This window comes from Pseudomonas sp. MOIL14HWK12:I2 (genome assembly GCF_000510745.1).
GTDB lineage: Bacteria > Pseudomonadota > Gammaproteobacteria > Pseudomonadales > Pseudomonadaceae > Chryseomonas > Chryseomonas oryzihabitans.
The window spans coordinates 356,485-382,402 of the sequence record NZ_KI783314.1; the positions used below are offsets into that span (position 1 = coordinate 356,485).

Sequence of the window (25,918 nt, forward strand, 5' to 3'; positions counted from 1 at the left end):
GACTCAGGCGGCGGTCGCAGGGCTACCGCCTGACGGCCTGACGGCCTGAGGCTCAGGGGCGGATTTCGATCAGGGTGCCGTCCTTGACCAGGCCCCAGACCTCGCGCATGTCGTGGTTGGTCATGGCGATGCAGCCCTCGGTCCAGTTCAGCGAGTTGAAATACCACTCCGGGTACTCCTCGTCGATGGGGGTGCCGTGCAGCATGATCATGCTGCCGGGACGCACGCCGGCCTGGCTGGCGCGGGCCAGGTCCTCGCGATTGGGATAGGAGATGTGCATGGCCAGGTTGAACTTGTCGCTGGTCTTGCGCCAGTCGATCCAGTAGAAGCCTTCCGGGGTGCGCTTGTCGCCCTCGCGCAACTTGGGGCCGCGGGGATTCTTGCCCAGCGAGATGCGATAGGACTTCATCACGGTATCGCCGCTGAGCAGTTGCAGCTGATTGCGCGACTTGATGACCAGCACCTTGTCGATCAGCGGCGCGGCCGGCTGGCGGATCAACGTGACGCTGGTACTGGCCTGGGCCAGCTGGGGAAGCAACGAACCGCACAGCACATAGCAGAGCGCCAACAACAGGTGCAACGGACGCATGTCGGGTAGATCCTCGGAAGAGCTCAGGGCCTGTTCAAGGTCTCGCGAGCTAGAGACAAACAAGGCGAAAATGGCTGAGGAAGCGGAGTTTACAGATAGTAAATGAGCATTCCGAAGGCATTTTCAACGACGTTGGGCCGACGCGCAGCAGACTTTGAACAGGCCCTTAGGCAGGCTTGGGTGCGACCACCATAGGCGCCATGCCTTCATGGCGCAGGGAAAACTCGCCGCGACGGCGGTCGGCGAAAAAGCATTCTAGTGTCCGCTTGATGGTCGGAAAAGCCAGAGACGACCAGGGGATGTCGGCTTCGTCCAGAAGGCGCACGTCGAGACTTTCCTCACCGACGCCAAAGCGGCCGTCGACCAGCTCGCCGCGGAACAGCATGTAGATCTGGTCGATGTGCGGCAGGTCGAAGAGGGTATAGAGCTCCAGGCCCTGCACGGTCGCGCCGGCTTCCTCGAAGGTCTCGCGGGCGGCGGCCTCGGTGGTGGTCTCGCCGTTTTCCATGAAGCCCGCCGGCAGCGTCCAGTAACCCTTGCGCGGTTCGATGGCGCGCTGGCAGAGCAGCACCTTGCCCTCCCAGGTCGCCAGGCAGCCGGCCACCACCCGCGGATTCTGATAATGCACTGCGCCGCACTGGCTGCAGACCAGGCGCATCCGGTTGTCACCCGCGGGAAGGCGTTCTTCCAGCAGTCCGCCACAGTGATTGCAATGCTTCATGGTTCATCCTCGTTTTGCTGCAGTGTGCCGGGGCGATCCCGGGCCTCGCAAGCGATGGCTGGGCTTGGGATTGCCCGACGGGCGTGCCATGATCCAGGGGATACGATGAGCAAGGGAGAATTCCGGCGTGGATGAGTTGCTCCAGCGCCTGCGTCACTATCAGCCGCGCACCCTGAGCGGCACCGAGAGCTACCAGGAAGCGGCGGTGCTGGTGCCCATCATCCGTGGCGAGCATCCCGAGTTGCTGCTCACCCTGAGGGCCAGCAACCTGTCCACCCACGGCGGCGAGGTGGCCCTGCCGGGCGGCCGGCGCGATCCCGAGGACGCCGATCTGGTCGCCACCGCCCTGCGCGAGGCCGAGGAAGAGGTCGGACTGCCACCGGGCCTGGTGGAGGTGATCGCCCCCCTGAGTCCGCTGGTGTCGCGCTACGGCCTGGCGGTGACCCCCATCGTCGCGCTGATCCCCGATCAGCTCGAATACGTACCCAGCGAAGCCGAGATCGCCGCGATCTTCAGCGTGCCCCTGCAGTTCTTCTGCGAGGTGCCGCCGGATTACACCCTCAGGGTCGACCACGACGGCCTGCGCTGGCAGGTGCCCAGCTATCAGTATGGCGAGCACCGCATCTGGGGGCTGACGGCGGTGATCATCGTCGAACTGGTCAATCTGCTGTACGACGCCGGTATCGTGCTCAAGGCACCGCCCAGGCGTGATTGAGCGGTATCGGCAAGGTAAAGGCACATGCCAAGTCGGGCATTAACGGGCACAATGCGCGGCCATTCGAGGGAAGCCGCATGACCACCGCCGATTCACCCGTGCGTTCGCCCTGCGTCCATGTCTGTGCCCTGGACGAACAGGACATCTGCATCGGTTGCCAGCGCAGCGCCGCCGAGATCACCCGCTGGATGTCCATGAGCGACAGCGAGCGCCGCGAGGTGCTGCTGCGCTGCAGCGAGCGGGCGCGGGCGGGCGGTGCGGCCTTCCTGACCTGACATCAGCCGGAGAGATCTGTCATGCCCCGTATCGGTACCCCCCTGTCCCCCAGCGCCACCCGCGTGCTGCTCTGCGGCTCCGGCGAACTGGGCAAGGAAGTCGTCATCGAACTGCAGCGCCTGGGCGTCGAGGTCATCGCCGTGGATCGCTACGCCGATGCCCCGGCCATGCAGGTCGCTCATCGCAGCCACGTCATCGACATGCTCGACGGGGCCGCCCTGCGCGCGGTGATCGAGCGCGAGCAGCCGCACTTCATCGTGCCGGAAATCGAAGCCATCGCCACCGCCACCCTGGTGGAGCTGGAAGGCGAGGGCTACACCGTGGTGCCCACCGCCCGCGCCGCCCAGCTCACCATGAATCGCGAAGGCATCCGTCGCCTCGCCGCCGAGGAACTGGGCCTGCCCACCTCGCCCTATCACTTCGCCGACACCTACGAAGACTATGCCGCCGCCGCCGAGGCGCTGGGCTATCCCTGCGTGGTCAAGCCGATCATGAGTTCCTCGGGCAAGGGCCAGAGCCTGCTGCGCAGCGCCGACGAGCTGCAGGCCGCCTGGCAATACGCCCAGGAAGGCGGTCGCGCCGGCAAGGGCCGGGTGATCGTCGAGGGCTTCGTCGACTTCGACTACGAGATCACCCTGCTGACCGTGCGCCACGTCGGCGGTACCTCCTTCTGCGCGCCGGTCGGGCATCGCCAGGTCAAGGGCGACTACCACGAGTCCTGGCAGCCCCAGGCCATGAGCGAGAAGGCCCTGGCCGAGTCCGAGCGGGTCGCCCGCGCGGTCACCGAGGCCCTGGGCGGTCGCGGCCTGTTCGGCGTGGAACTGTTCGTCAAGGGCGACCAGGTCTGGTTCAGCGAGGTCTCCCCGCGGCCCCACGACACCGGCCTGGTGACCCTGATCTCCCAGGATCTCTCCGAATTCGCCCTGCATGCCCGGGCCATCCTCGGCCTGCCGATCCCCACCATCCGCCAGTTCGGTCCCTCGGCCTCGGCGGTGATCCTGGTGGACGGCGATTCGCGCCAGACTGCCTTCGCCAACCTCGGCGCGGCCCTGGCCGAACCCGACACCGCGCTGCGCCTGTTCGGCAAGCCCGAGGTGAAGGGGCAGCGGCGCATGGGCGTCGCCCTGGCCCGCGACGAAAGCATCGAAGCCGCCCGGGCCAAGGCTGTGCGTGCGTCCCAGGCGGTGAAGGTCGAGCTGTAAGGCCGGCTGCGCACCACGAAAAAGGGCCCCGCGGGGCCCTTTTTCATTGGCTGGAGAGATCTACAGCGACTGGTCGCGCGTCTCGCGCATACAGAGCACCGCCACCAGGCTGATGGCCGCTGCTGCCGAGACATAGCCGCCCACCCAGCTCAGGCCACCGGCCTCCACCAGTTGCTGCGCGGCGTAGGGCGCCAGGGAGGCGCCGAGGATGCCGCCCAGGTTGTAGGCCGCCGAGGCACCGGTGTAGCGCACCCGGGTGGGGAAGATTTCCGGCAGCAGGGCGCCCATGGGACCGAAGGTCATGCCCATGAGAAACAGCTCCAGGGCCAGGAACAGGCCGACCGCCTGACTGGAGCCGTGGGTCAGCAGCGGCTCCATGGCGAAGCCCGACAGCAGGGCGGCGATGGCGCTGGCCGCCAGTACCGGCTTGCGGCCGAAGCGATCGGCCAGCCAGGCCGACAGCGGCGTGGCCAGGGCCATGAACAGCACGGCCACACAGAGCAGGCCGAGGAATTCCTGGCGGCTGTAGCCGAGATTCTTCACCCCGTAGCTCAGCGAGAACACCGTGGAGATATAGAAGAGCGCGTAGCACACCACCATGCTCAGGGCGCCCAGCAGTACCGCCTTGCCGTGCTTGCCAAAGGTCTCGACCATGGGCAGGCGCAGCTTCTCGCGCCGCGCCATGGCCTCGGCGAACACCGGCGTCTCGTGCAGCGACAGCCGCACATAGAGGCCGACCACCACCAGCAGGGCGCTGAGCAGGAAGGGGATGCGCCAGCCCCAGGCGCGGAATTGCTCGTCGTCCAGCAGCAGCGCCAGGGCCAGGAACAGACCGTTGGCCATGAGAAAGCCGATGGAAGGACCGAGCTGGGGAAACATGCCGAACCAGGCGCGCTTGCCGGGCGGGGCGTTCTCGGTGGCCAGCAGCGCCGCGCCGCCCCATTCGCCACCCAAGCCCAGGCCCTGGCCGAACCTCAGCAGGCAGAGCAGGATCGGTGCCCAGACGCCGATGCTGGCGTAGCCGGGCAGGAGGCCGATCAGGGTGGTGGAGATGCCCATCAGCAGCAGCGAGGCCACCAGGGTGGACTTGCGCCCGATGCGATCGCCGAAGTGGCCGAACAGCAGCGAACCCAGGGGGCGCGCCAGGAAGGCGATGCCAAAGGTAATGAAGGCGCTGAGGGTCTGGGCCATGCCCGCGCCCTGGGGAAAGAACACCGGGCCGATCACCAGGGCCGCGGCCGTGGCATAGACGTAGAAGTCGTAGAACTCGATGGCGGTGCCGATGAAGCTGGCGGTGGCCACGCGAGTGGGGGAGTTGCGCGGCACGGAGGTGGGCGCGTCGAAGGCGGCAGCGGTCGTGGACATGCAGGGGTACCGGGCAGTCGTTCTTGTAGGAGGCGTCTGCCGGAGCGGCCCGGTGGGGCAGCGGCTGTCCGAGGATGGGGACGGGCGGGACGACCTGTTATGACGTGCCGGGCGCGAAGCGGCTGTTGGCCGGGTCGCGCCGAACGTGGTTCGGTCGCCTGATTATGCAGGTAGTGGAACGACGACTGTCAACGATGCAGGATGAATTCCCGCACCAGCTTGCTGCCGAAATAGGCCAGCATCAGCAGGATGAAGCCCAGCAGCGTCCAGCGGATCGCCCGGTGGCCGCGCCAGCCCAGGCGATTGCGCCCCCACAGCAGGATGCCGAACACCACCCAGGCGATGCAGGAGAGCACCGTCTTGTGCACCAGGTGCTGGGCGAACATGTCCTCGACAAAGAACCAGCCGGAGATCAGCGACAGCGACAGCACCACCCAGCCGGCCCAGAGAAAGCCGAACAGCAGGCTTTCCATGGTCTGCAGCGGGGGAAAGCTGCGGATCAGCCCGGACGGGTGCTTGTTCTTGAGCTGGCGATCCTGGATCAGCAGCAGCAGCGACTGCAGCACCGCCAGGGTGAAGAGCCCGTAGGCGATGATCGACAGCAGCACGTGCACGACGATCTTGGGCGACACGTCCAGCGGCGTCACGGTGCCCGGTGGCACGAATTCGGCCAGCAGCGCGGTGATGGCACCGAGGGGATAGACCAGCACCAGCAGCGGTTGCAGCGGCATGCGCAGGCAGCCGATCAGCATCAGCGCGATGGCGGTCGCCGAGATCAGGCTGGAGGCGTCGAAGAAGTCCAGGCTCAGGGTCGGTTCGAGGATCAGCTGCAGATAGACGGCCAGGGCATGGGGCAGCAGGGCCAGGATGCCAGCGCCCAGGACCAGGGGCTTGCTCGACGGCTGTTTGCGCAGCAGGCAACTGCCCTGGTAGAGGGTCGCGAGCAGATAGAGGGCGGCGGCCAGGAGGGTGGGCAGCAGGGCGTGCATGGTCCGGTTTCAGCAGAGCGGAAAGCAGGCGAGTGTGGCACAGACAGGGCGGTACAGAAAGTCTGAGCCGCGCCTTGGCGCCGGCTGGCCAGGCTGGGCGAACCCTGGCCGCCAGCGGGTGGTCCCAAGAGGTACATATCTTGAAGAGGTCGCGACCATGCTTAAATTTCTCGGCGGTACCATGGGCATCATCTTTCTGATCGGCCTGGTGGTGGTCATCGGCATCTTCTCGCTGATCTTCTGATCCCCTCCCCGCAGGCACCGGCCCTGGCGTCGGTGCCTCGCGCTCCTGCCTCGGCGGCTCGCCGATACCGACCCTGCTGACGGTTTCACGCGGTAGCGGCCCTGGCGGCTATCCCTGCTCAGGCGCTCTTTCGTTATACTTGCCGGTCAGCCGCCGTTTCTGCCCTGGATGTCCGCATGTTCGAGAATCTCACAGACCGCCTGTCCCAAAGCCTGCGCCACATTACCGGCAAGGCCAAGCTCACCGAAGACAACATCAAGGACACCCTGCGCGAGGTGCGCATGGCGCTGCTCGAGGCGGACGTCGCCCTGCCGGTGGTCAAGGAGTTCGTCAATCGGGTCAAGGAGCGGGCGGTCGGCACCGAGGTGTCCAAGAGTCTGACCCCGGGCCAGGCCTTCGTGAAGATCGTGCGCGCCGAGCTCGAAGCCATCATGGGCGCGGCCAACGAAGACCTGGCGCTCAACGTCGCGCCGCCGGCGGTCATCCTCATGGCCGGCCTGCAGGGCGCGGGCAAGACCACCACCGCGGGCAAGCTGGCGCGCTTCCTCAAGGAGCGCAAGAAGAAGACCGTCATGGTCGTCTCCGCCGACGTCTATCGTCCGGCCGCCATCAAGCAGCTGGAAACCCTGGCCGGGGAGGTGGGCGTCACCTTCTTCCCCTCCGACATCAGCCAGAAGCCGGTGGAGATCGCCCAGGCCGCCATCCGCGAAGCCAAGCTCAAGTTCATCGACGTGGTCATCGTCGACACCGCCGGTCGCCTGCACATCGATAGCGAGATGATGGCGGAGATCCAGCAGGTCCATGCGGCTACCAAGCCGGCCGAGACCCTGTTCGTGGTCGACGCCATGACTGGTCAGGACGCCGCCAACACCGCCAAGGCCTTCAACGACGCTCTGCCGCTCACCGGCGTGATCCTGACCAAGGTCGACGGCGATGCCCGGGGCGGTGCCGCACTGTCGGTCCGCCACATCACCGGCAAGCCGATCAAGTTCATCGGCATGGGCGAGAAGAGCGAAGCCCTCGATCCCTTCCACCCGGATCGCGTCGCCTCGCGCATCCTCGGCATGGGCGACGTCCTCTCGCTGATCGAGCAGGCCGAACAGACCCTGGATCGCGAGAAGGCCGACAAGCTGGCCAAGAAGCTCAAGAAGGGCAAGGGCTTCGATCTCGAAGACTTCCGCGACCAGTTGCGCCAGATGAAGAACATGGGTGGCCTGGGTTCGCTGATGGACAAGCTGCCGACCATGATGGGTGGCATGAACATCCAGCAGATGGGCAACGCCCAGGGCGCCGCGGAAAAGCATTTCAAGCAGATGGAAGCCATCATCGACTCCATGACCCCGGCCGAGCGCCGCGATCCGGAGCTGATCAGCGGCTCGCGCAAGAAGCGCATCGCCCTGGGTTCCGGCACCCAGGTGCAGGACGTCGGCCGCCTCATCAAGCAGCACAAGCAGATGCAGAAGATGATGAAGAAGGTCACCGCCAAGGGCGGCATGGCCAAGATGATGCGCGGCATGGGCAGCATGTTCCCCGGCGGCGGCATGCCGAAGATGTGATTTCCGAGTGCCGCCCGTCGCCAGATGGCCGGCATCGGAAAGGGCTCTGCGAGAGGCGTCGGCACCAGTGCTGATGCACCTTCGCGAGCGACGGGGCTCCACCGCTGGAGTCTCCAGGCTGCCGCTATGCCGAGGGTGCCGTTGAAAGCCATTGGCAAACCGGGTAACAGCCCTTAGAATATGCGGCCTTTCGGGCCATGTGGCCCAGTGTGCCCACAGCTACAAGCACCGACTACAGGAACGAAGTTCAATGGTAACCATCCGTCTAGCCCGTGGCGGCTCCAAGAAGCGCCCCTTCTACCACCTGACCGTGACCAACAGCCGCAATGCGCGCGATGGTCGTTTCGTCGAGCGCATCGGTTTCTTCAACCCGGTGGCCAGCGGCGCCGAAATCCGTCTGTCGGTGGACCAAGAGCGCGCCAACTACTGGCTGTCGCAGGGCGCCCAGCCGTCCGAGCGCGTCGCTCAGCTGCTGAAGAGCGCTCAGGCTACCGCCTGAAGACCATGAGTACGCCGACCTCCGCCCCCGACCTGGTGGTCCTGGGCAAGATAGTTTCGGTCTTTGGCGTACGCGGTGAGCTCAAGATCTACTCCTTTACCGATCCGCTCGACAATCTGCTGGACTATCGGACCTGGACGCTGCGGCGCGAAGGCGAGACCCGGCAGGTCAAGGTGCTCGGCGGTCGGATGCACGGCAAGGTCCTGACGGTACGTCTGCAGGGCCTGGACGATCGCGAAGAAGCCCGCCTGATGGCCGGTTTCGAGATCTGCGTGCCGCGCAGTGAATTGCCCCAGCTGGGCGCCGGTGACTACTACTGGCATCAGCTGGAAGGTCTCAAGGTGATCAATCTCGAAGGCCAATGGCTGGGCGTGGTGGATCATCTGCTGGAGACCGGGGCCAACGACGTCATGGTGGTCAAGCCCTGTGCTGGCAGCCTCGATGATCGTGAGCGTCTGTTGCCTTATCTGCCCGACCAGTACGTGCTGGCGGTTGATCTGGCCAAGGGCGAGATGCAGGTCGACTGGGACGCGGATTTCTGATCCATGCGTATCGATGTCATCAGCCTCTTTCCCGAGATGTTCGAGGCCGTCAGCGCCTATGGCGTGAGCGGTCGCGCGATGAAGCAGGGGCTCCTGGAGCTGACCTGCTACAACCCGCGCAGCTATACCGAGGATCGTCACCAGACCGTGGACGACCGGCCCTTTGGCGGCGGTCCCGGCATGGTCATGAAGATCCAGCCGCTGGAGCGCGCCCTGGCCGATGCCAAGGGTGATTCGGCGGCAAAGGTGATCTACCTGTCTCCCCAGGGTCGCAAACTCGACCAGGCGGCGGTACGGGAACTGGCGCAGGAGGAGCATCTGATCCTCATCGCCGGGCGTTACGAAGGCATCGACGAGCGTTTCATCGAGACGCACGTGGATGAAGAATGGTCGATTGGCGACTATGTGCTGTCCGGCGGTGAATTGCCGGCCATGGTGCTGATCGATGGGGTCACGCGACTGCTGCCTGGAGCCTTGGGGCATGCGGATTCCGCCGAGCAGGACTCGTTTACCGATGGCCTGCTCGATTGCCCGCACTACACCCGACCCGAGGTGTATGAGGGCCGTCGCGTACCCGACGTGTTGCTCAGTGGTAACCACGAGCATATCCGGCGCTGGCGCCTGCAGCAGTCCCTGGGACGCACTGCGGAGCGACGCGCCGATCTTCTGGATGGCCGCTCGCTTTCTGGAGAAGAGCAGAACCTGTTGGCGGAATACCTCCGTCAGCGGAACGATAGTTAGGTATCGATGGCGGGCCGCGGCCTGTCTTAGGAGCAGAGTGACATGACCAACAAAATCATTGCCCAGATCGAAGCTGAGCAGATGAACAAAGAAATCCCGGCGTTCGCCCCCGGCGACACCGTGATTGTCCAGGTTAAGGTGAAGGAAGGCGACCGTCAGCGTCTGCAGGCCTTCGAAGGCGTGGTGATCGGCAAGCGTAACCGCGGCCTGAACAGCGCCTTCACCGTACGCAAGATCTCCAACGGCGTTGGCGTCGAGCGTACCTTCCAGACCTACAGCCCGCTGGTCGACAGCCTGAGCGTCAAGCGTCGCGGTGACGTGCGCAAGGCCAAGCTGTACTACCTGCGCGAACTGTCCGGCAAGGCTGCCCGCATCAAGGAAAAGCTTTCCTGATCGCGGCGTGACCAGAAAAAAGCAGCTTCGGCTGCTTTTTTCGTTTCTAAGAGCCTAGTCAAAATCTCGCGAGCTAGAGACAAACAAGGCGAAGCTGGCTGAGGAAGCGGACCGGGCTCGCGCGCGAGTTTACAACTGGTAAATGAGCATTCTGACGGGGCTGGCCTTCCAGGCCAGCTTCAACCACGTTTGGCCGACGCGCAGCAGATTTTGAGTAGGTTCTGAGGTTCGAGGTAAGACATGACGACCCGCGAAGCGGAAATCCAGCGGCGCACCGCGCTGTCGGAAACCCGGGTGGCCAAGGCGGTCTTCCCGCCCACCACCAATCATCACGACACCCTGTTCGGCGGCACCGCCCTGGCCTGGATGGACGAGGTGTCCTTCATCACCGCGACGCGCTTCTGTCGGAAGCCGCTGGTCACGGTCTCCACCGACCGCATCGATTTCAACCATCCCATTCCCGCGGGCTCCATCGTCGAGCTGATCGGCCGGGTGGTGAAGGTGGGCAACACCAGCATCAAGGTGCAGGTGGAGGTCTTCGTCGAAGGCATGCTGGCGGAAGGCCGCGAGCGCGCCATCAATGGCGCCTTCAGCTTTGTCGCCGTCGATGACGAGGGCAAGCCGACGCCGGTGCTGCCCGGATTCGCCGCGTGAACGCCGAGCGGCTGATCGAGGAATTCCTCGACGCCCTGTGGCTGGAGAAGGGGCTGTCGCCCCATACCCGCAGCGCCTACCGCACCGACCTGTTGGCCTTCGCTCGGTGGCTGGAGGGCAGGGGCCTGACCCTGGAGTCCGTCGGCCGCGACGCGGTGCTCGATCACCTCGGCTGGCGCCTGAGCGAGGGTTACCAGGCGCGCTCCACGGCGCGTTTCCTTTCCGGGCTGCGCAGCTTCTACAAGTACGCGGTGCGCGAGGCGCGGCTGGCCGAGGACCCGACGCTGCTGGTGAGCATGCCGCAGCTGGGTGCGCCGCTGCCCAAGAGCCTGTCCGAGGCGGATGTGGAAGCCCTGTTGGCCGCGCCGGATACCGAGGACACCCTGGGCCTGCGCGATCGCACCATGCTCGAGGTGCTCTATGCCACCGGCCTGCGGGTGACCGAGCTGATCAGCCTGACCCTGGACGAGATCAACCTGCGCGAGGGTTCGCTGCGGGTCTTCGGCAAGGGCAGCAAGGAGCGGCTGATCCCCCTGGGCGAAGAGGCCATCGCCTGGCTGGAAAGCTATCTGAAGACCGCACGTCCATTGCTGCTGGGCGGCCAGCCCGGCGACATCCTCTTTCCCAGCCAGCGCGGCACGCCCATGACTCGGCAGACCTTCTGGCACCGCATCAAGCTGCATGCCCAGGTGGCCGGCATCCGCACCTCGCTGTCGCCGCATACCCTGAGGCACGCCTTCGCCACCCATCTGCTCAATCACGGCGCGGACCTGCGCACGGTGCAGATGCTGCTCGGCCATACCAGCCTGTCCACCACCCAGATCTACACCCACGTCGCCCGCGTGCGGCTGCAGCAACTGCACGCCCAGCACCATCCGCGCGGCTAGGGCGGTGTTTCAGAAGTTCGCGCAAGAATTGGCGAGTGATTTTGGTTTCTGAGCCAGGCGCCGGGAAGAGTCATAGCAGGGCTATGGCGAGGAGCGGCAACACCGCTCAGGGACCAAAAGCGCCGCCAAAATTGCGTAGACACTTCTGAAGCCCCGCCCTGGGGGCGGGACCGCCGTAGCCGGCAGGTCTGTGGTAGGCTTGCCGGCGTCTCAACAGGAGTCAAACATGCGTATTTCCCAACTGTTGCTCGCCGCTTGCCTGGGGCTCGGCGTGCAACTGGCTCAGGCCGAACCTGAGCAGGCCATTCGCCAGAGCCTGACCGCGCTGCAACCCAATCTCGCCATCGAGTCCATCGCCAAGAGTCCGCTGGAGGGCCTCTACCAGGTCCAGCTCAAGGGCGGTCGCGTGCTCTATGCCAGCGGCGATGGCCAGTTCGTCATGCAGGGCTATCTGTATCAGGTCAAGGACGGCAAGGCCTCCAACCTGACCGAGAAGGCCGAGAACGTCGCGGTGGCGCGGCAGATCAATGGCCTCGATCGCAACCAGATGATCGTCTATCCCGCCCAGGGCGAGACCAAGGCGCACATCACCGTCTTCACCGACACCACCTGCCCCTATTGCCAGAAGCTGCACGCCGAGGTGCCCGAGCTGAACAAGCGCGGCATCGAGGTGCGCTACCTGGCCTTCCCGCGCCAGGGCATGGGCTCGCCGGGCTCCAAGCAACTGGAGGCGGTGTGGTGCGCCAAGGACAAGCCGGCGGCGCTGAACCAGATGTTCACCGGTCGTGAGGTCAAGTCCGAGAGCTGCCAGAATCCGGTCGCCCAGCAATTCGCGCTGGGGCAGAACATGGGTATCCAGGGCACGCCGGCGATCATTCTCGCCGATGGCCAGATGATCCCGGGCTACCAGCCGGCCGACCAGCTGGCGGAAGCGGCAATCGGCGCCCGCTAGGCGCCTCAATCAGAGTTATGAACGGGGCCGCGGAGCGGTCCCACACGACATGGGGATAAGGGTGTGAAGCCGGTCAAAGTAGGCATCTGTGGTCTGGGTACCGTGGGCAGCGGGACCTTCAACGTACTCAAGCGCAACGCCGAGGAAATCGCCCGGCGCGCCGGTCGGGGTATCGAGGTGGCGCAGATCGCCCAGCGCCGGCCCAATCCCCAATGCGACACCGGTAGCACGCCGATCACCGCCGATGTCCTGGCGGTGGCCGACAATCCCGAGATCGACGTGGTGGTGGAGCTGATCGGTGGCTACACCCTGGCCCGCGAACTGGTGCTGCGCGCCATCGCCAACGGCAAGCACGTGGTCACCGCCAACAAGGCGCTGATCGCCGTGCACGGCAACGAGATCTTCGCCAAGGCTCGCGAGCAGGGCGTGATCGTCGCCTTCGAAGCCTCGGTGGCCGGCGGCATCCCGGTGATCAAGGCGCTGCGCGAAGGCCTGGCCGCCAACCGCATCAACTGGGTGGCCGGCATCATCAACGGCACCGGCAACTTCATCCTCTCCGAGATGCGCGAGAAGGGTCGCACCTTTCCCGATGTCCTGGCCGAAGCCCAGGCGCTGGGCTATGCCGAGGCCGATCCGACCTTTGACGTGGAAGGCATCGATGCCGCCCACAAGCTGACCATCCTGGCCTCCATCGCCTTCGGCATTCCGCTGCAATTCGACAAGGCCTACACCGAGGGCATCACCCGCCTGACCACCGCCGACGTCGGCTACGCCGAGGCACTGGGCTATCGCATCAAGCACCTGGGCGTGGCGCGCAGCACCGACCAGGGCATCGAGCTGCGGGTACACCCGACGCTGATCCCGGCCGATCGCCTGATCGCCAACGTCAACGGCGTGATGAACGCGGTGATGGTCAATGGCGACGCCGTCGGCTCGACGCTGTTCTATGGCGCCGGTGCCGGCCAGGAGCCGACCGCCTCGGCGGTGGTGGCCGACCTGGTGGACGTAGTGCGCGCCATGACCTCGGATCCGGAGAATCGCGTGCCGCACCTGGCCTTCCAGCCCGATGCGCTGTCCGACCATCCGGTGCTGTCGATCGAGGCCTGCGAGAGCGCCTACTATCTGCGCATCCAGGCCAAGGACCACCCGGGCGTGCTGGCCCAGGTGGCGAGCATCCTCTCGGCGCGCGGCATCAACATCGAGTCCATCATGCAGAAGGAAGCCGAGGAACATGACGGCCTGGTGCCCATGATCCTGCTGACCCATCGCGTGACCGAGCGCCACATGGTCGAGGCCATCACCGCGCTGGAAGCCCTGGACGATGTCGTCGGCGATGTCGTCCGCATCCGCGTCGAGCACCTGAACTGAGCAGCCTGGCGGCGCCCGGCGCCGCCGTCTTTCCCGAGGTCGAGTCATGCGTTACATCAGTACCCGCGGCCAGGCGCCCGCGCTGAATTTCGAAGAAGTGCTGCTGGCGGGTCTCGCCAGCGACGGTGGTCTCTATGTGCCGGAGAACCTGCCACGCTTTTCCCTGGAGGAGATCGCCTCCTGGGCCGGTCTGCCCTACCACGAGCTGGCCTTCCGGGTGATGAAGCCCTTCGTCGCCGGCTCCATCGCCGATGCCGAATTCAAGGCCATCCTGGAAGAGACCTACGCCGGTTTCGCCCATAGCTCGATCGCGCCGCTGCGCCAGCTGGACGCCAACGAGTGGGTACTGGAGCTGTTCCACGGCCCGACCCTGGCCTTCAAGGACTTCGCCCTGCAACTCCTGGGGCGGCTGCTCGACCATGTGCTGGCCAAGCGCGGCGAGCGCGTGGTGATCATGGGCGCCACCTCCGGCGACACCGGCTCGGCGGCCATCGAAGGCTGCAAGCGCTGCGAGAACGTGGACATCTTCATCCTCCATCCGCACCAGCGGGTGTCGGAAGTGCAGCGCCGGCAGATGACCACGCTGCTGGGCGACAACATCCACAACATCGCCATCGAAGGCAACTTCGACGACTGCCAGGAGATGGTCAAGGCCAGCTTCGCCGACCAGGGTTTCCTCAAGGGCACCCCGCTGGTGGCGGTCAACTCGATCAACTGGGCGCGGATCATGGCCCAGATCGTCTACTACTTCCATGCGGCGCTGCAGCTGGGCGCCCCGGCGCGTTCCATCGCCTTCTCGGTGCCCACCGGCAACTTCGGCGACATCTTCGCCGGCTACCTGGCCCGCAACATGGGTCTGCCGGTGAGCCAGCTGGTGGTGGCCACCAACCGCAACGACATCCTGCACCGCTTCATGTCGGGCAACCGCTACGACAAGCAGCAGCTGGAAGCCACGCTGTCGCCGTCCATGGACATCATGGTCTCGTCCAATTTCGAGCGCCTGCTGTTCGACCTGCACGGTCGCGACGGCCTGGCCCTGGCCGAGCTGATGGCGAATTTCCGCAGCAGCGGCACCCTGACGGTGGCCGACGATCGCTGGACCGAAGCGCGCAAGCTGTTCGATTCCCTCGCCGTGAGCGATGAAGAGACCTGCGCCACCATCGCCGAGGTGTATGCCGCCACCGGCGAGGTGCTGGATCCGCACACCGCCATCGGCGTCCGCGCCGCTCGCGAATGCCGACGCAGCCTGGCCACGCCCATGGTGGTGCTGGGCACCGCCCACCCGGTCAAATTCCCCGAGGCGGTGGAAAAGGCCGGCATCGGCGCGACCCTCAGCCTGCCGACCCACCTGGCCGACCTGCTGCAGAGGGAAGAGCGCTGCACCGTGCTGCCCAACGACCTGGCCGCCGTCCAGGCCTTCGTCAGCCGCCACGGCAAGCGTGGTCAGCCGCTGTAGATTTTTAGCCCTTTAGATCGCGGTTATCGCGGCCATGGGCCGCTCCTACGGGAAGTCTGAGCACCTGTAGGAGCGGTCGCTACGGCGCACCGGCATGGCCGCGATACATCCTACCTCCGCTCCACCGATCCCCTGACGCTCCTCTGATCCCGAGCCTCCTGCCTTTTCCGGTACAATGCCCGGCTTTCCCTGCCGGTGACCCGCCATGGCTCTGCAAGCCACGCCCTATAAAGTCGAACTCAACCTCACCGACCTGGATCGCGGGGTCTACGAGAATCTGCGCCTGACCGTGGCGCGGCATCCCTCCGAGACCGAGGAGCGCATGGCGGTGCGGTTGCTGGCCTATGTGCTCTGGTACAACGAGCAACTGGCCTTCGGCCGCGGCCTGTCCGACGTCGACGAGCCGGCGCTGTGGGAAAAGAGCCTCGATGGCCGGGTGCTGCACTGGATCGAAGTCGGCCAGCCCGATGCCGAGCGCCTTACCTGGTGCAGCCGCCGCACCGAGCGCACCAGTCTGCTGGCCTATGGCAACCTGCGCGTCTGGCAGACCAAGGTGGTAGACGCGGTCAGGACGCTGAAGAATTTGCACATCGCCGCGGTGCCCGCCGAGCCCCTGGCCGAGCTGGCCCGCGACCTGCCGCGCAGCATTTCCTGGCAGGTAATGATCAGCGAAGGCACCCTGTTCGTCACCGACGACCGCGGTCAGCACGAATTGCAGCTGGAATGGCTGCTGGGCGAACGTTGATGCGCCTGGAGCCCCGTCCGCTGCCGGCGGTGCTGCCCGACCTGGGCGATCTGCCGCCGCTGCTCACCCGGCTCTATGCCGCGCGCGGCGTGACCTTGCCGGAAGAACTCGACAAGGGTCTGGCGCGGCTGGTGCCCTATCACCAGCTCAAGGGCATCGAGGCCGCGGTGGAGCTGCTGGCGCGGGCCTTGGAAGAGCGTCGGCGCATCCTCATCGTCGGCGACTTCGACGCCGATGGCGCCACCGCCAGTGCCGTGGGCGTGCTGGCGCTGCGGCGTCTGGGTGCGGCCTGGGTAGACTACCTGGTGCCCAATCGCTTCGAATACGGCTACGGCCTGACGCCCGAGATCGTCGCCGTGGCCCTGCAGCGCGAACCCGAGGTGCTGCTCACCGTCGACAACGGCATCTCCAGCCTGGACGGCGTGGCCGCGGCCAAGGCCGCCGGGCTGCAGGTGGTCATCACCGATCACCACCTGCCGGGCGCCGAATTGCCTGCCGCCGACGCCATCGTCAATCCCAACCAGCCGGCCTGCGCCTTTCCCAGCAAGTGCATTGCCGGGGTCGGGGTGATCTTCTATGTGATGCTCGCCCTGCGCAGTCGCCTGCGCGAGAACGGCTGGTTCACGCGTCAGGGCCTGGCCGAGCCCAATCTGGCCGAGTTGCTGGATCTGGTCGCCCTCGGCAGCGTCGCGGACGTGGTGCCGCTGGATGCCAACAACCGCATCCTGGTGCACCAGGGGCTGATGCGTATCCGCGCCGGCCGCGCACGGCCGGGACTCAAGGCGCTGCTGGAAGTGGCCGGGCGCCAGCCGGGCAAGGTGGCCTCCAGCGATCTCGGTTTCATTCTCGGCCCGCGGCTCAATGCGGCCGGCCGGCTGGACGACATGTCCATCGGCATCGAGCTGCTGCTCTGCGAAGACCCGCAGCTGGCGCAGGAATACGCTCAGCAGCTGGACGACTTCAACAAGGATCGCAAGAGCATTGAGCAGGGCATGCAGCGCGAGGCGCTCAAGCAGCTCAAGGAGCTGCCGGAAGACAATCTGCCCTTCGGTCTCTGCCTGTTCGATCCGGAGTGGCACCAGGGCGTGATCGGCATCCTCGCCTCGCGCCTCAAGGAGAAGTATCACCGCCCGGCGCTGGCCTTTGCCGACGACGGCAGTGGCAACGGCATGCTCAAGGGCTCGGCGCGCTCGGTGCCCGGGCTGCACATCCGCGATGCCCTGGACGCCGTGGCGACCCGGCATCCGGGACTGATCACCAAGTTCGGCGGTCACGCCATGGCCGCCGGCCTCAGCCTGCCCCAGGCGCACTACGAGACCTTTGCCGCGGCCTTCGACGCCGAGGTGCGCCGCCATCTGCAGGCCGACGACCTCAGTGGTCGCCTGCAGACCGATGGTTGCCTGGCTCCCACCGAGTTCCAGCTCGGCCTGGCCCAGGCCCTGCGCCAGGCCGGTCCCTGGGGGCAGCAGTTTCCCGAACCGCTGTTCCACGGCACCTTCGAGATCCTCTCCCAGCGCCTGCTCAAGGAGCGGCATCTCAAGCTGACCCTGCGCAGCGAGCAGGGCGGACCGGAGCTGGACGGCATCGCCTTCAACATCGATCGCGACACCTGGCCCGATCCCAACATCCGCTGGGCCGAGCTGGCCTATCGGCTGGACGTGAACGAATTCCGCGGCAACGAGAGCGTACAGTTGCTGGTGGTGCACCTGGCACCTCGTTAGTCGGAATAGCGACCTATTCTGTTCGGGAACACTCCAATGCCGTGAATCCCGAGAAGACGAGGTCCGCCATGAGTCTCCTGTTCCAGCCCCTGACCTTGCGTCAGCTGACCCTGCCCAATCGCGTGGTGGTCTCCCCGATGTGCCAGTACTCCAGCGAAGACGGTTTCGCCAACGACTGGCACCTGGTCCACTTGGGCAGTCGCGCCACCGGTGGTGCCGGCCTGGTGATCTTCGAGGCCACCGCGGTCACCCCCGACGGGCGCATCACGCCCCAGGACCTGGGGTTGTGGAAGGACGAGCAGATCGAGCCCCTGCGGCGCATCACCCAGTTCATCGAGGGGCAGGGCAGTGTCGCCGGTATCCAGCTGGCCCACGCCGGGCGCAAGGCCAGCACCTGGCAACCCTGGCTCGGCAAGCACGGCAGCGTGCCCATCGCCGAAGGCGGCTGGGTGCCGGTGGCGCCCTCGGCCATCGCCTTCGATCCCCAGCACACCCGGCCCACGGCGGTGGATCGCGACGACATCGCCAGCATTCGCCGGGCCTTCGTGGACACTGCCGAACGCGCCCTGGCGGCCGGCTTCAAGGTGGCCGAGATCCACGCCGCCCATGGCTATCTGCTGCACCAGTTCCTCTCGCCGCTTTCCAACCGCCGCGAAGACGACTACGGCGGAAATTTCGAGAATCGCATCCGCCTGCTGCTGGAGGTGACCGCCGACGTGCGCGCGGTCTGGCCGGAGGAGTTGCCGCTGTTCGTGCGGGTCTCGGCCACCGACTGGGTGGAAGACGGCTGGGACGTCGACGAGACGGTGGAACTGGCGCGCCGGCTCAAGACCCTGGGCGTCGACCTGATCGATGTCTCTTCCGGCGGCACCGCGGCCCAGGCCGACATTCCCACCGGCCCCGGCTACCAGACCCAGTTCGCCGAGCGGGTGCGCAAGGAAGCCGGGATTCCCAGTGGCGCAGTGGGCATGATCACCGATGCGGCCCAGGCCGAGCACGTGCTGCGCACCGGTCAGGCCGATCTGGTGCTGCTGGCCCGTGAGCTGCTGCGCGATCCCTATTGGCCGCTGAATGCCGCCGAAGCCTTGCGCGAGAAGGTCTCCTGGCCGCCGCAGTATGTCCGCGCCGCGCACCGGGATACGCCGCTGCGCAAGCCGTTCGGGGTGGAATAGGGGAGCAACGGAGCCATCCGCCCGGATGGCTCCCGGGTCAGGGCTTGACCGGTCGCAGCATCGCCTCCAGGGCGTCGCTGTCGTAGTAGTCGCCCAGGTACCAGATGCGACCGTCGCGGATCTTCATGATGCTGGCGCCGCGAATCTTCACCGGCTGCTTGCCGGTGGCGGTGGTGCGGTTGCCGGTCAGTTCCCATTCGAAGGCGATGCTGCGCGGGCCGATGACCGGCTTGTGCACCATCTTCACCTGCAGATCCGGTACCGCCTTGAGGGTGACCTTGACGATCCTGTCGCGGGCCTGGGTGCGGCTGGTCTCGGTGGTGGCGGCGCCACTGTCGAAATACTGCACCTTGGGATCGAGCAGGGCGCTGGCGGCCTCGGCGTCGTGATCGTTCCAGGCATCGAGATAGCGATTGGCGATGAGGCGGGCATCCTCGGCGGCGGCCTGGACCTGGCCGGCGGTAAGGGCGACCGAAAGCGCGAACAGCACAGCCAGACGCGAGCGCATGGGGTGTCTCCGGCAACTGCAGGGGGGAGGCGCAAGAGTAGCGCCGTGGGCGGTCCGCGGTCAGCAATATTTTGTAGCGGCTGGCCGTTGGCGACGGTGTTCCCGGCAACATCCGGTAAGCAGGTGCCGGGAGCCGGACGGTGCGGACGGCGGTCCCAAGAAGCTGAATCCCGACTCTGTGGAGGTCATCCATGAACACCCGCGGTTTGCTCGATCAATTGCTCAAGGCGGGCCAGCAGGCCCTGGCCAAGAAGACCGGCCACGCGGCCCCACGACCCGGTACCCCGTCTTCCGGCAAGGATCCCCTTGGCGGTCTGCTTTCGGGCCTGGGTAACAGCGGCCTGGCCGCCGGTGCCCTGACCGCCCTGCTGGGCAGCAAGCGCGGGCGCGCCATGGGGGGCAAGGCGGTCGGCTATGGCGGCTTGGCGGCGCTCGGCATGGTGGCCTACAAGGCCTATCAGTCCTGGCAGGCCAACCAGGCCCAGGGCGCGGCGGCCGCCGAGCCCCGCACCGTGGATCGGGTACCAGAGCACGAAGCCGAGGCCCACGGCCGGGCGGTGCTGATCGCCCTGATCGCGGCGGCCAAGGCCGATGGCCATGTCGATGACCAGGAACGCCAGGCCATCGAAGCCGAGATGGCCAAGCTGGACAACGATCCCGAACTGCGCAGCTGGCTGCAGCGCGAACTGGAACAGCCGCTCGACCCGGCCAAGGTCGCCGCCGCGGCGGAAACCCCCGAAATGGCGGCCGAGATGTACCTGGCCAGCCTGATGCTGATCGACGATCAGCAATACATGGAAAAGGCCTATCTGGACGAGCTGGCGCGCCAGTTGCGCCTGGAGCCCGGCCTGCGCGCCGAACTGGAGCGCGAGGCCGCGGCGGTCTGACGGCTAGGCGAGGGCACGTTCCTCGCCCAGCAGGACGCTCCGCTCCGCTGCGCAGAGGTGCAGCAGGAAATCCCAGACCACGCGCAGGCGCGCGGAGCGGTGCAGTTCGCGGTGGGTGGAGATCCAGTACTCCCGGGTAAAGGAGCGCTCCGGGAGCACGCCTTCCAGGGGCGTGCCTTGACCCACCAGGTAGCAGGGCAACACCGCGATGCCGATGCCGGCACAGGCGGCTTCGCGCTGGGCGATGACGCTGGTGCTGCGAAAGACGATGCGCGGCTCGGGGCAGAGTCCCTGGATGAATTGCAGTTCGCGGGTGTACAGCAGGTCGTCGACGTAGCCGATGAAGGTCTGCTCGCCGAGGTCGGCTTCGGCCCCCAGGGGCGGCGCCCGATCCAGGTAGGTGCGACTGGCGTAGAACCTCAGGCGATAGGGCGTCAGCCGCCGGCCGATCAGGCCTTCGGCGGTGGGCCTTTCCAGGGTGATGGCGATGTCCGCCTCGCGGTTGGTGACGCTGACGAAGCGCGGCACCGAGACCAGTTCCACTTCCAGCCCCGCATAGTCGCGCAGCAGCGCTCCCAGGCGCTGGGCGAGAAAGCCGGTGCCCAGGCCTTCGGTCACCCCGACCCGCACCTGGCCCAGCGGATTGAGTCTCTGGGTCACTGCCTCCTGGGCCAGCAACGCGGCTTCTTCCATTGCCTGGGCGTGCGCCAGCAGGGCCTGACCAGCCGGGGTGAGTTGATAACCGCTGGCCTGTTGCACCAGTAGCTGGCTGCCCAGGGCGCGCTCCAGGGCCTCCAGGTGGCGGGCGACGGTGGCATGACTGACGCCCAGGCTACGGGCGGCGGTCAGCAGGCGGCCATGGCGCTGGATCTCCAGAAAAACCCGCAGATCGTTCCAGTCGAACATCCCGTCTCCCTCGTCTAGGTCTGTCTGCGCGGTCGCTTGCGGGGCGCTGTTCAGAAATGCACAGCCGGTGCCCGTTTTCTGCGACTGTTGTTCGCGGATGACGACACTAGGATAGGGACCACAACAACAAAAAAGCGAGGGAACGTCATGCCCGGTCCTGCTGCGGAATATGACTTCATCATCGTCGGCGCCGGTCCGGCCGGCTGCCTGCTGGCTAATCGACTGTCCGCCGATCCGGCCTATCGCGTGCTGCTGCTGGAAGCCGGCGGGCGCGACAACCATCCCTGGATCCACATCCCCGTAGGCTATCTGTTCTGCATCGGCAATCCGCGCACCGACTGGTGCTTCAAGACCGAGGTGGAAGCGGGCCTGGGGGGCCGCGCGCTCAATTATCCACGCGGGCGGGTGCTGGGTGGCTGCTCGTCCATCAATGGCATGATCTACATGCGTGGCCAGGCCCGCGACTACGACGGCTGGGCCGCCGCTGGCAATCCCGGCTGGGGCTGGCAGGACGTGCTGCCGCTGTTCAAGCGCATGGAGGATCACTGCGACGGCAATTCAGAGTTTCATGGCGCCGGGGGCGAATGGCGGGTCGAGCGGCAGCGCCTGCACTGGACGCTGCTCGACGCCTTTCGCGCGGCCGCCGGCGAAACCGGCATCGCGCCGGTGGAGGACTTCAACACCGGTGACAACGAAGGCTGCGGCTACTTCCAGGTCAATCAGCGCAATGGCGTGCGCTGGAATGCCGCCAAGGCCTTTCTCAAGCCCATCCGCCAGCGCGCCAATCTCGAGGTGCTGACCGGCGTCCAGGTCGAGCGGGTGCTGCTGGAGGAGGGCAGGGCACGGGCGGTGCTGGCGCGCCTGCCGGGCCAGGCCGAGCCCCAGCGCCTGGTGGCACGGCGGGAGATCGTGCTCTGCGCCGGCGCCATCGGCTCGCCGACCCTGTTGCAGCGCTCCGGCATAGGGCCGCGCGGTCTGCTCGAAGGCCTGGGCATCGGCGTCCGGCACCGCCTGGAAGGGGTGGGCGGCAATCTGCAGGATCACCTGCAACTGCGGCTGATCTACCGGGTGCACGGCGTGCCGACCCTCAACGCCCTGGCCGGCAGCCTCTGGGGCAAGCTGGGGATGGGCCTGGAATACCTCTGGAAACGCAGTGGTCCCCTGGCCATGGCGCCGAGTCAGCTGGGCGCCTTCGCCCGCTCCGATCCCGGGCAGCCCTCGGCCAATCTGCAGTATCACGTGCAGCCGCTGTCGCTGGAGCGCTTCGGCGAGCCGCTGCACGGCTTTCCCGCCTTTACCGCCTCGGTGTGCAACCTGCGTCCGGCCAGTCGCGGCCAGGTGGCCATCCGCAGCGCCGACCCGCTGGCCGCGCCGCTGATCCAGCCGCGCTATCTCAGTGCGCCGGAGGATCTCAAGGTGGCCGCCGACGCCATCCGCCTGACCCGGCGCATCGTCGCCGCCCCGGCCCTGGCCGCCTATCGACCCGAGGAATACCTGCCGGGACCGGCCTACCAGAGCGAGGAGGAATTGCAGCAGGCGGCCGGCGCCATAGGCACCACCATCTTCCATCCATCCGGCACCTGTCGCATGGGCCAGGACGCCGACGCCGTGGTCGATGCGCGCCTGCGGGTGCATGGCATTCCCGGGCTGCGGGTGGCCGACGCCTCCATCATGCCGACCCTGGTCTCGGGCAACAGCTGCTCGCCAACGCTGATGATCGCCGAGCAGGCGGCCACCTTCATGCTGGCCGAGGCGCGCGAGCAGGGCAGTCACGAGCTGCCCGCCGTGGTGGCCCGGGCCAGCGCGGTCTCGGCGGCCTAGCGGCGTCCCTCCGCTTTCACCGACGGCGGGGCCTCCTGCCGTTTCCACCGTAGTAGCTGTCGCCCATAACAACAATCAGCCCGGCGATCCCGGGTCAGGAGAACGTGCGATGTCCGACTATGCCCAACCCCGGGTCCAACCCAGCGCGGCCAGCAGTCGCCGCGAAGAACGCAAGGTGATCTTCGCCTCGTCCCTGGGAACCGTCTTCGAGTGGTACGACTTCTTTCTCTATGGCGCCCTGGCGGCGGTGATCAGCAAGCAGTTCTTCGCCGGCGTCAACGACACCACCGCCTTCATCTTCGCCCTGCTGGCCTTTGCCGCCGGCTTCGTGGTGCGGCCCTTCGGCGCCCTGGTGTTCGGCCGCCTGGGCGACATGGTCGGCCGCAAGTACACCTTTCTCGCCACCATCATCCTCATGGGCATCGCCACCTTCGGCGTCGGCCTGCTGCCCACCTACGCCAGCATCGGCGTGGCCGCACCCATCATCCTGGTGGTGCTGCGCCTGCTGCAGGGCCTGGCCCTGGGCGGCGAATACGGCGGCGCCGCCACCTACATCGCCGAGCACGCGCCGCCCGGCAAGCGCGGCGCCCATACCAGCTGGCTGCAATCCACCGCGACCCTGGGGCTGTTGCTGTCGCTGGTGGTGATCCTGGTCTGCCGCTATCTGACCGGCGACCAGTTCGAGGTCTGGGGTTGGCGCCTGCCGTTCCTGCTGTCGATCTTTCTGCTGGCCATTTCCACCTGGATCCGCATGTCGATGCACGAGTCGCCCGCCTTCGTGCGCATGAAGGCCGAAGGCAAGCAGAGCAAGGCGCCGATCCGCGATTCCTTCACCAACTGGAGCAATCTCAAGGTGGTGCTGATCGCGCTGTTCAGCATCAACGGCGGCCAGGCGGTGACCTTCTACCTGTCGCAGTTCTATGTGATGTTCTTTCTCACCCAGACCCTCAAGCTGGATCCGGTGCTGGCGAACAACCTGCTGATCATCAGCGTCATCCTCGGGGCCCCCTTCTTCGTCATCGCCGGCTGGCTGTCGGACAAGGTCGGGCGCAAGCCGATCCTGATGCTCGGCCTGCTGCTGGCCACGGTGCTCTACTTCCCGCTGTTCAAGGCCCTGACCCATTACGCCAATCCACAGATCTACCAGGCCAGCCAGCAGGCGCCCATCGTGGTGACCGCCGACCCGGCCACCTGCACCTTCCAGTTCGATCCGGTGGGCAAGGCGCGTTTCGACAGTCCCTGCGATCGGGTCAAGACACTGCTGGCCAAGAGCGGTCTGCCCTACCGCAGCGTGGCCGCGGCGCCCGGCGATGCGGTGCAGGTCAGCGTCGGCGACAAGCTCATCGTCGGCTTCGACGAACCGGCCCTGCGCGCCGCGGTGCAGGCCGCCGGCTATCCGGCCAAGGCCGACTCGGCCCAGGTCAACAAGCCGATGGTGGTGGCGGTGATCTTCGCCCTGATCCTGATCGCCACCCTCTGCTACGGACCGCTGGCGGCGCTGATGGTGGAGCTGTTCCCCACGCGCATCCGCTACACCTCCATGTCGCTGCCGTACCACATCGGCAACGGCTGGTTCGGCGGCTTCCTGCCCACGGTGTCCTTTGCCCTGGTGGTCTATACCGGCGACATCTTCTACGGCCTCTGGTACCCGGTGCTGATCACCGGCGTCAGCCTGGTGGTGGGGCTGCTGTGCCTGCCGGAAACCCGCCATCGCGATCTCGACGCCGATTGAGGCGCGTGCGGGCGGCGCTGCCCGCCGCCCGCTGAGTTTCGCCGCCGATTGGGTTATACTCGCGAGCTTTTCCACAGCTTTTCTCGCGAGTGTTTCCCCCATGGAAATCAACCCGATCGTCACCAGCATCAAGGACCTCACCAGCCGTACCCAGACCATTCGGGGGTATCTTTGACTACGATCTGAAAAAGGATCGTCTGGTCGAAGTCGAGCGCGAGCTCGAGGATCCCGCTGTCTGGAACAAGCCCGAATACGCCCAGAATCTCGGTCGCGAGCGCGCCCAGCTGGCCCAGGTGGTCGGGACCCTGGACGAGCTGACCGGTGGCCTGGCCGATGCCAGCGACCTGCTGGAGATGGCCGCCGAAGAGGAAGACCAGGGCGCGGTCGATGACGTGGGGACCGAGGTGGAGCGCCTGCGCGGCATCCTCGAGAAGCTGGAATTCCGCCGCATGTTCAGCGGCGAGATGGACCCCAACAACTGCTACCTGGACATCCAGGCCGGCTCCGGCGGCACCGAGGCCCAGGACTGGGCCAACATGCTGCTGCGCATGTACCTGCGCTGGGCCGACCAGCACGGCTTCAGCGCCGAGATCGTCGAGTTGTCGGAAGGCGAGGTCGCCGGCATCAAGGGCGCCACGGTGCACATCAAGGGCGAATACGCCTTTGGTTGGCTGCGCACCGAGATCGGCGTGCACCGCCTGGTGCGCAAGAGTCCCTTCGACTCGGGCAACCGGCGCCACACCTCCTTTACCGCGGTGTTCGTCTCGCCCGAGATCGACGACAACATCGACATCGAGATTAACCCGTCCGATCTGCGCATCGACACCTACCGCTCCTCGGGTGCAGGTGGTCAGCACGTGAACACCACCGACTCCGCGGTGCGGATCACCCACGTGCCCACCAACACCGTGGTGGCCTGCCAGAACGAGCGTTCCCAGCACGCCAACAAGGACACCGCCATGAAGATGCTGCGGGCCAAGTTGTACGAGCTGGAGATGCAGAAGCGCACCGCCGCCTCCCAGGCGCTGGAGGACTCCAAGTCCGATATCGGCTGGGGCCACCAGATTCGCTCCTACGTCCTCGACGCCTCGCGGATCAAGGATCTGCGCACCGGCGTGGAACGCAGCGACTGCGACAAGGTGCTCGACGGCGATCTGGACGAATATCTCGAAGCCAGCCTCAAGCAGGGCATCTAACCAACTTATCTCTGTAGGAGCGGCCCATGGCCGCGATGGCCGCGACTCCCCCAGGCTGCGATGCCAGGATCGCGGTCATGG

Annotated in this window: 26 protein-coding genes and 1 pseudogene; 21 read left to right on the plus strand and 6 right to left on the minus strand. The window is 66.3% G+C overall.

Annotation, left to right across the window (positions count from 1 at the left end):
* Positions 1-52 precede the first annotated feature (52 nt).
* Together PSK12I2_RS0122745 and PSK12I2_RS0122750 are read right to left on the minus strand one after the other, a co-directional pair.
* Positions 53-475, minus strand: a pseudogene (locus PSK12I2_RS0122745) (murein L,D-transpeptidase family protein); the annotation flags it as partial.
* Between the two features lie 280 nt (positions 476-755).
* On the minus strand, positions 756-1,310 hold the full coding sequence (locus tag PSK12I2_RS0122750) for an NUDIX hydrolase (protein WP_027600215.1): 555 nt from the start codon (positions 1,308-1,310) through the stop codon (positions 756-758).
* Between the two features lie 127 nt (positions 1,311-1,437).
* On the opposite strand from PSK12I2_RS0122750, the gene PSK12I2_RS0122755 reads away from it, so the two are divergent.
* The 3 genes from PSK12I2_RS0122755 to purT all read left to right on the plus strand — a co-directional run bounded on the left by PSK12I2_RS0122755 (position 1,438) and on the right by purT (position 3,503).
* The gene (locus PSK12I2_RS0122755; protein ID WP_007160947.1) at positions 1,438-2,025 is read left to right on the plus strand and encodes a CoA pyrophosphatase; all 588 of its coding nucleotides are present in this window, start codon (positions 1,438-1,440) and stop codon (positions 2,023-2,025) included.
* A gap of 77 nt (positions 2,026-2,102) precedes the next feature.
* Complete coding sequence (locus PSK12I2_RS0122760) at positions 2,103-2,300, plus strand: DUF1289 domain-containing protein (RefSeq protein WP_007160948.1); 198 nt, start codon at positions 2,103-2,105, stop codon at positions 2,298-2,300.
* Between the two features lie 21 nt (positions 2,301-2,321).
* On the plus strand, positions 2,322-3,503 hold the full coding sequence (purT, locus tag PSK12I2_RS0122765; protein WP_027600216.1) for a formate-dependent phosphoribosylglycinamide formyltransferase: 1,182 nt from the start codon (positions 2,322-2,324) through the stop codon (positions 3,501-3,503).
* 60 nt (positions 3,504-3,563) lie between these two features.
* On the opposite strand, the gene PSK12I2_RS0122770 is transcribed toward purT, so the two are convergent.
* Positions 3,564-4,868 (minus strand): MFS transporter, encoded by a 1,305-nt coding sequence (locus tag PSK12I2_RS0122770; protein WP_027600217.1) that lies wholly within the window; start codon positions 4,866-4,868, stop codon positions 3,564-3,566.
* Between the two features lie 188 nt (positions 4,869-5,056).
* Positions 5,057-5,857 (minus strand): inner membrane protein YpjD, encoded by an 801-nt coding sequence (locus tag PSK12I2_RS0122775; protein WP_007160952.1) that lies wholly within the window; start codon positions 5,855-5,857, stop codon positions 5,057-5,059.
* Between PSK12I2_RS0122775 and PSK12I2_RS25135 the strand changes: the two genes are divergently transcribed.
* The 14 genes from PSK12I2_RS25135 (at position 5,856) to PSK12I2_RS0122845 (ending at position 18,787) form a co-directional block, all read left to right on the plus strand.
* Positions 5,856-6,101 carry a hypothetical protein gene (locus PSK12I2_RS25135; RefSeq protein ID WP_169854828.1) on the plus strand — a complete coding sequence of 82 codons (246 nt, stop codon included), beginning with the start codon at positions 5,856-5,858 and terminating at the stop codon, positions 6,099-6,101. The two genes, PSK12I2_RS0122775 and PSK12I2_RS25135, sit on opposite strands and share 2 nt — an antisense overlap.
* Before the next feature lie 176 nt (positions 6,102-6,277).
* Positions 6,278-7,657, plus strand: coding sequence for a signal recognition particle protein (ffh, locus tag PSK12I2_RS0122785; RefSeq protein ID WP_007160953.1), 1,380 nt, complete (start codon positions 6,278-6,280; stop codon positions 7,655-7,657).
* A gap of 250 nt (positions 7,658-7,907) precedes the next feature.
* Positions 7,908-8,156: a 30S ribosomal protein S16 gene (gene rpsP, locus PSK12I2_RS0122790; protein ID WP_007160954.1), complete on the plus strand. Its 249-nt coding sequence runs from the start codon at positions 7,908-7,910 to the stop codon at positions 8,154-8,156.
* Between the two features lie 5 nt (positions 8,157-8,161).
* A complete protein-coding gene (rimM, locus tag PSK12I2_RS0122795) occupies positions 8,162-8,698 on the plus strand; it encodes a ribosome maturation factor RimM (protein WP_027600218.1) in 537 nt (178 codons plus the stop codon).
* Between the two features lie 3 nt (positions 8,699-8,701).
* On the plus strand, positions 8,702-9,439 hold the full coding sequence (trmD, locus tag PSK12I2_RS0122800; protein WP_007160956.1) for a tRNA (guanosine(37)-N1)-methyltransferase TrmD: 738 nt from the start codon (positions 8,702-8,704) through the stop codon (positions 9,437-9,439).
* 42 nt (positions 9,440-9,481) lie between these two features.
* Positions 9,482-9,832: a 50S ribosomal protein L19 gene (gene rplS, locus PSK12I2_RS0122805; protein ID WP_007160957.1), complete on the plus strand. Its 351-nt coding sequence runs from the start codon at positions 9,482-9,484 to the stop codon at positions 9,830-9,832.
* A 240-nt stretch (positions 9,833-10,072) separates the two neighbouring features.
* Complete coding sequence (locus PSK12I2_RS0122810) at positions 10,073-10,486, plus strand: acyl-CoA thioesterase (RefSeq protein ID WP_007160958.1); 414 nt, start codon at positions 10,073-10,075, stop codon at positions 10,484-10,486.
* A complete protein-coding gene (gene xerD / locus PSK12I2_RS0122815; protein ID WP_027600219.1) occupies positions 10,483-11,373 on the plus strand; it encodes a site-specific tyrosine recombinase XerD in 891 nt (296 codons plus the stop codon). Before PSK12I2_RS0122810 ends, xerD begins: the two co-directional genes overlap by 4 nt.
* A 226-nt stretch (positions 11,374-11,599) precedes the next feature.
* Positions 11,600-12,325, plus strand: a complete 726-nt coding sequence (locus tag PSK12I2_RS0122820; RefSeq protein ID WP_007160960.1) for a thioredoxin fold domain-containing protein — start codon at positions 11,600-11,602, stop codon at positions 12,323-12,325.
* A 63-nt stretch (positions 12,326-12,388) separates the two neighbouring features.
* The gene (locus PSK12I2_RS0122825) at positions 12,389-13,693 is read left to right on the plus strand and encodes a homoserine dehydrogenase (RefSeq protein ID WP_027600220.1); all 1,305 of its coding nucleotides are present in this window, start codon (positions 12,389-12,391) and stop codon (positions 13,691-13,693) included.
* 46 nt (positions 13,694-13,739) lie between these two features.
* On the plus strand, positions 13,740-15,149 hold the full coding sequence (gene thrC / locus PSK12I2_RS0122830) for a threonine synthase (RefSeq protein ID WP_027600221.1): 1,410 nt from the start codon (positions 13,740-13,742) through the stop codon (positions 15,147-15,149).
* Between the two features lie 205 nt (positions 15,150-15,354).
* Complete coding sequence (locus PSK12I2_RS0122835) at positions 15,355-15,894, plus strand: YaeQ family protein (RefSeq protein WP_007160963.1); 540 nt, start codon at positions 15,355-15,357, stop codon at positions 15,892-15,894.
* On the plus strand, positions 15,894-17,615 hold the full coding sequence (gene recJ, locus PSK12I2_RS0122840; protein ID WP_027600222.1) for a single-stranded-DNA-specific exonuclease RecJ: 1,722 nt from the start codon (positions 15,894-15,896) through the stop codon (positions 17,613-17,615). Before PSK12I2_RS0122835 ends, recJ begins: the two co-directional genes overlap by 1 nt.
* A gap of 68 nt (positions 17,616-17,683) precedes the next feature.
* The gene (locus PSK12I2_RS0122845) at positions 17,684-18,787 is read left to right on the plus strand and encodes an NADH:flavin oxidoreductase/NADH oxidase (RefSeq protein ID WP_027600223.1); all 1,104 of its coding nucleotides are present in this window, start codon (positions 17,684-17,686) and stop codon (positions 18,785-18,787) included.
* 37 nt (positions 18,788-18,824) lie between these two features.
* Here PSK12I2_RS0122845 and PSK12I2_RS0122850 read toward each other — a convergent pair whose 3' ends face one another.
* Positions 18,825-19,295, minus strand: coding sequence for a nuclear transport factor 2 family protein (locus tag PSK12I2_RS0122850; RefSeq protein WP_007160966.1), 471 nt, complete (start codon positions 19,293-19,295; stop codon positions 18,825-18,827).
* Positions 19,296-19,486: 191 nt separating this feature from the next.
* On the opposite strand from PSK12I2_RS0122850, the gene PSK12I2_RS0122855 reads away from it, so the two are divergent.
* The gene (locus PSK12I2_RS0122855; RefSeq protein ID WP_007160967.1) at positions 19,487-20,182 is read left to right on the plus strand and encodes a tellurite resistance TerB family protein; all 696 of its coding nucleotides are present in this window, start codon (positions 19,487-19,489) and stop codon (positions 20,180-20,182) included.
* A 3-nt stretch (positions 20,183-20,185) separates the two neighbouring features.
* On the opposite strand, the gene PSK12I2_RS0122860 is transcribed toward PSK12I2_RS0122855, so the two are convergent.
* Positions 20,186-21,088 carry a LysR family transcriptional regulator gene (locus PSK12I2_RS0122860; RefSeq protein WP_007160968.1) on the minus strand — a complete coding sequence of 301 codons (903 nt, stop codon included), beginning with the start codon at positions 21,086-21,088 and terminating at the stop codon, positions 20,186-20,188.
* Between the two features lie 147 nt (positions 21,089-21,235).
* Between PSK12I2_RS0122860 and PSK12I2_RS0122865 the strand changes: the two genes are divergently transcribed.
* The 3 genes from PSK12I2_RS0122865 to prfB all read left to right on the plus strand — a co-directional run bounded on the left by PSK12I2_RS0122865 (position 21,236) and on the right by prfB (position 25,837).
* Entirely contained in the window at positions 21,236-22,909 is a 1,674-nt protein-coding gene (locus tag PSK12I2_RS0122865; RefSeq protein WP_027600224.1) for a GMC family oxidoreductase, read from the plus strand.
* Between the two features lie 109 nt (positions 22,910-23,018).
* Complete coding sequence (locus PSK12I2_RS0122870; protein ID WP_007160970.1) at positions 23,019-24,641, plus strand: MFS transporter; 1,623 nt, start codon at positions 23,019-23,021, stop codon at positions 24,639-24,641.
* A 100-nt stretch (positions 24,642-24,741) separates the two neighbouring features.
* Positions 24,742-25,837 (plus strand): peptide chain release factor 2 gene (gene prfB, locus PSK12I2_RS24990; protein WP_156930175.1). Its coding sequence is split into 2 segments (ribosomal slippage): positions 24,742-24,813 and positions 24,815-25,837, totalling 1,095 coding nucleotides; the frame shifts between segments, so codons are not numbered across the junction.
* Positions 25,838-25,918 lie beyond the last annotated feature (81 nt).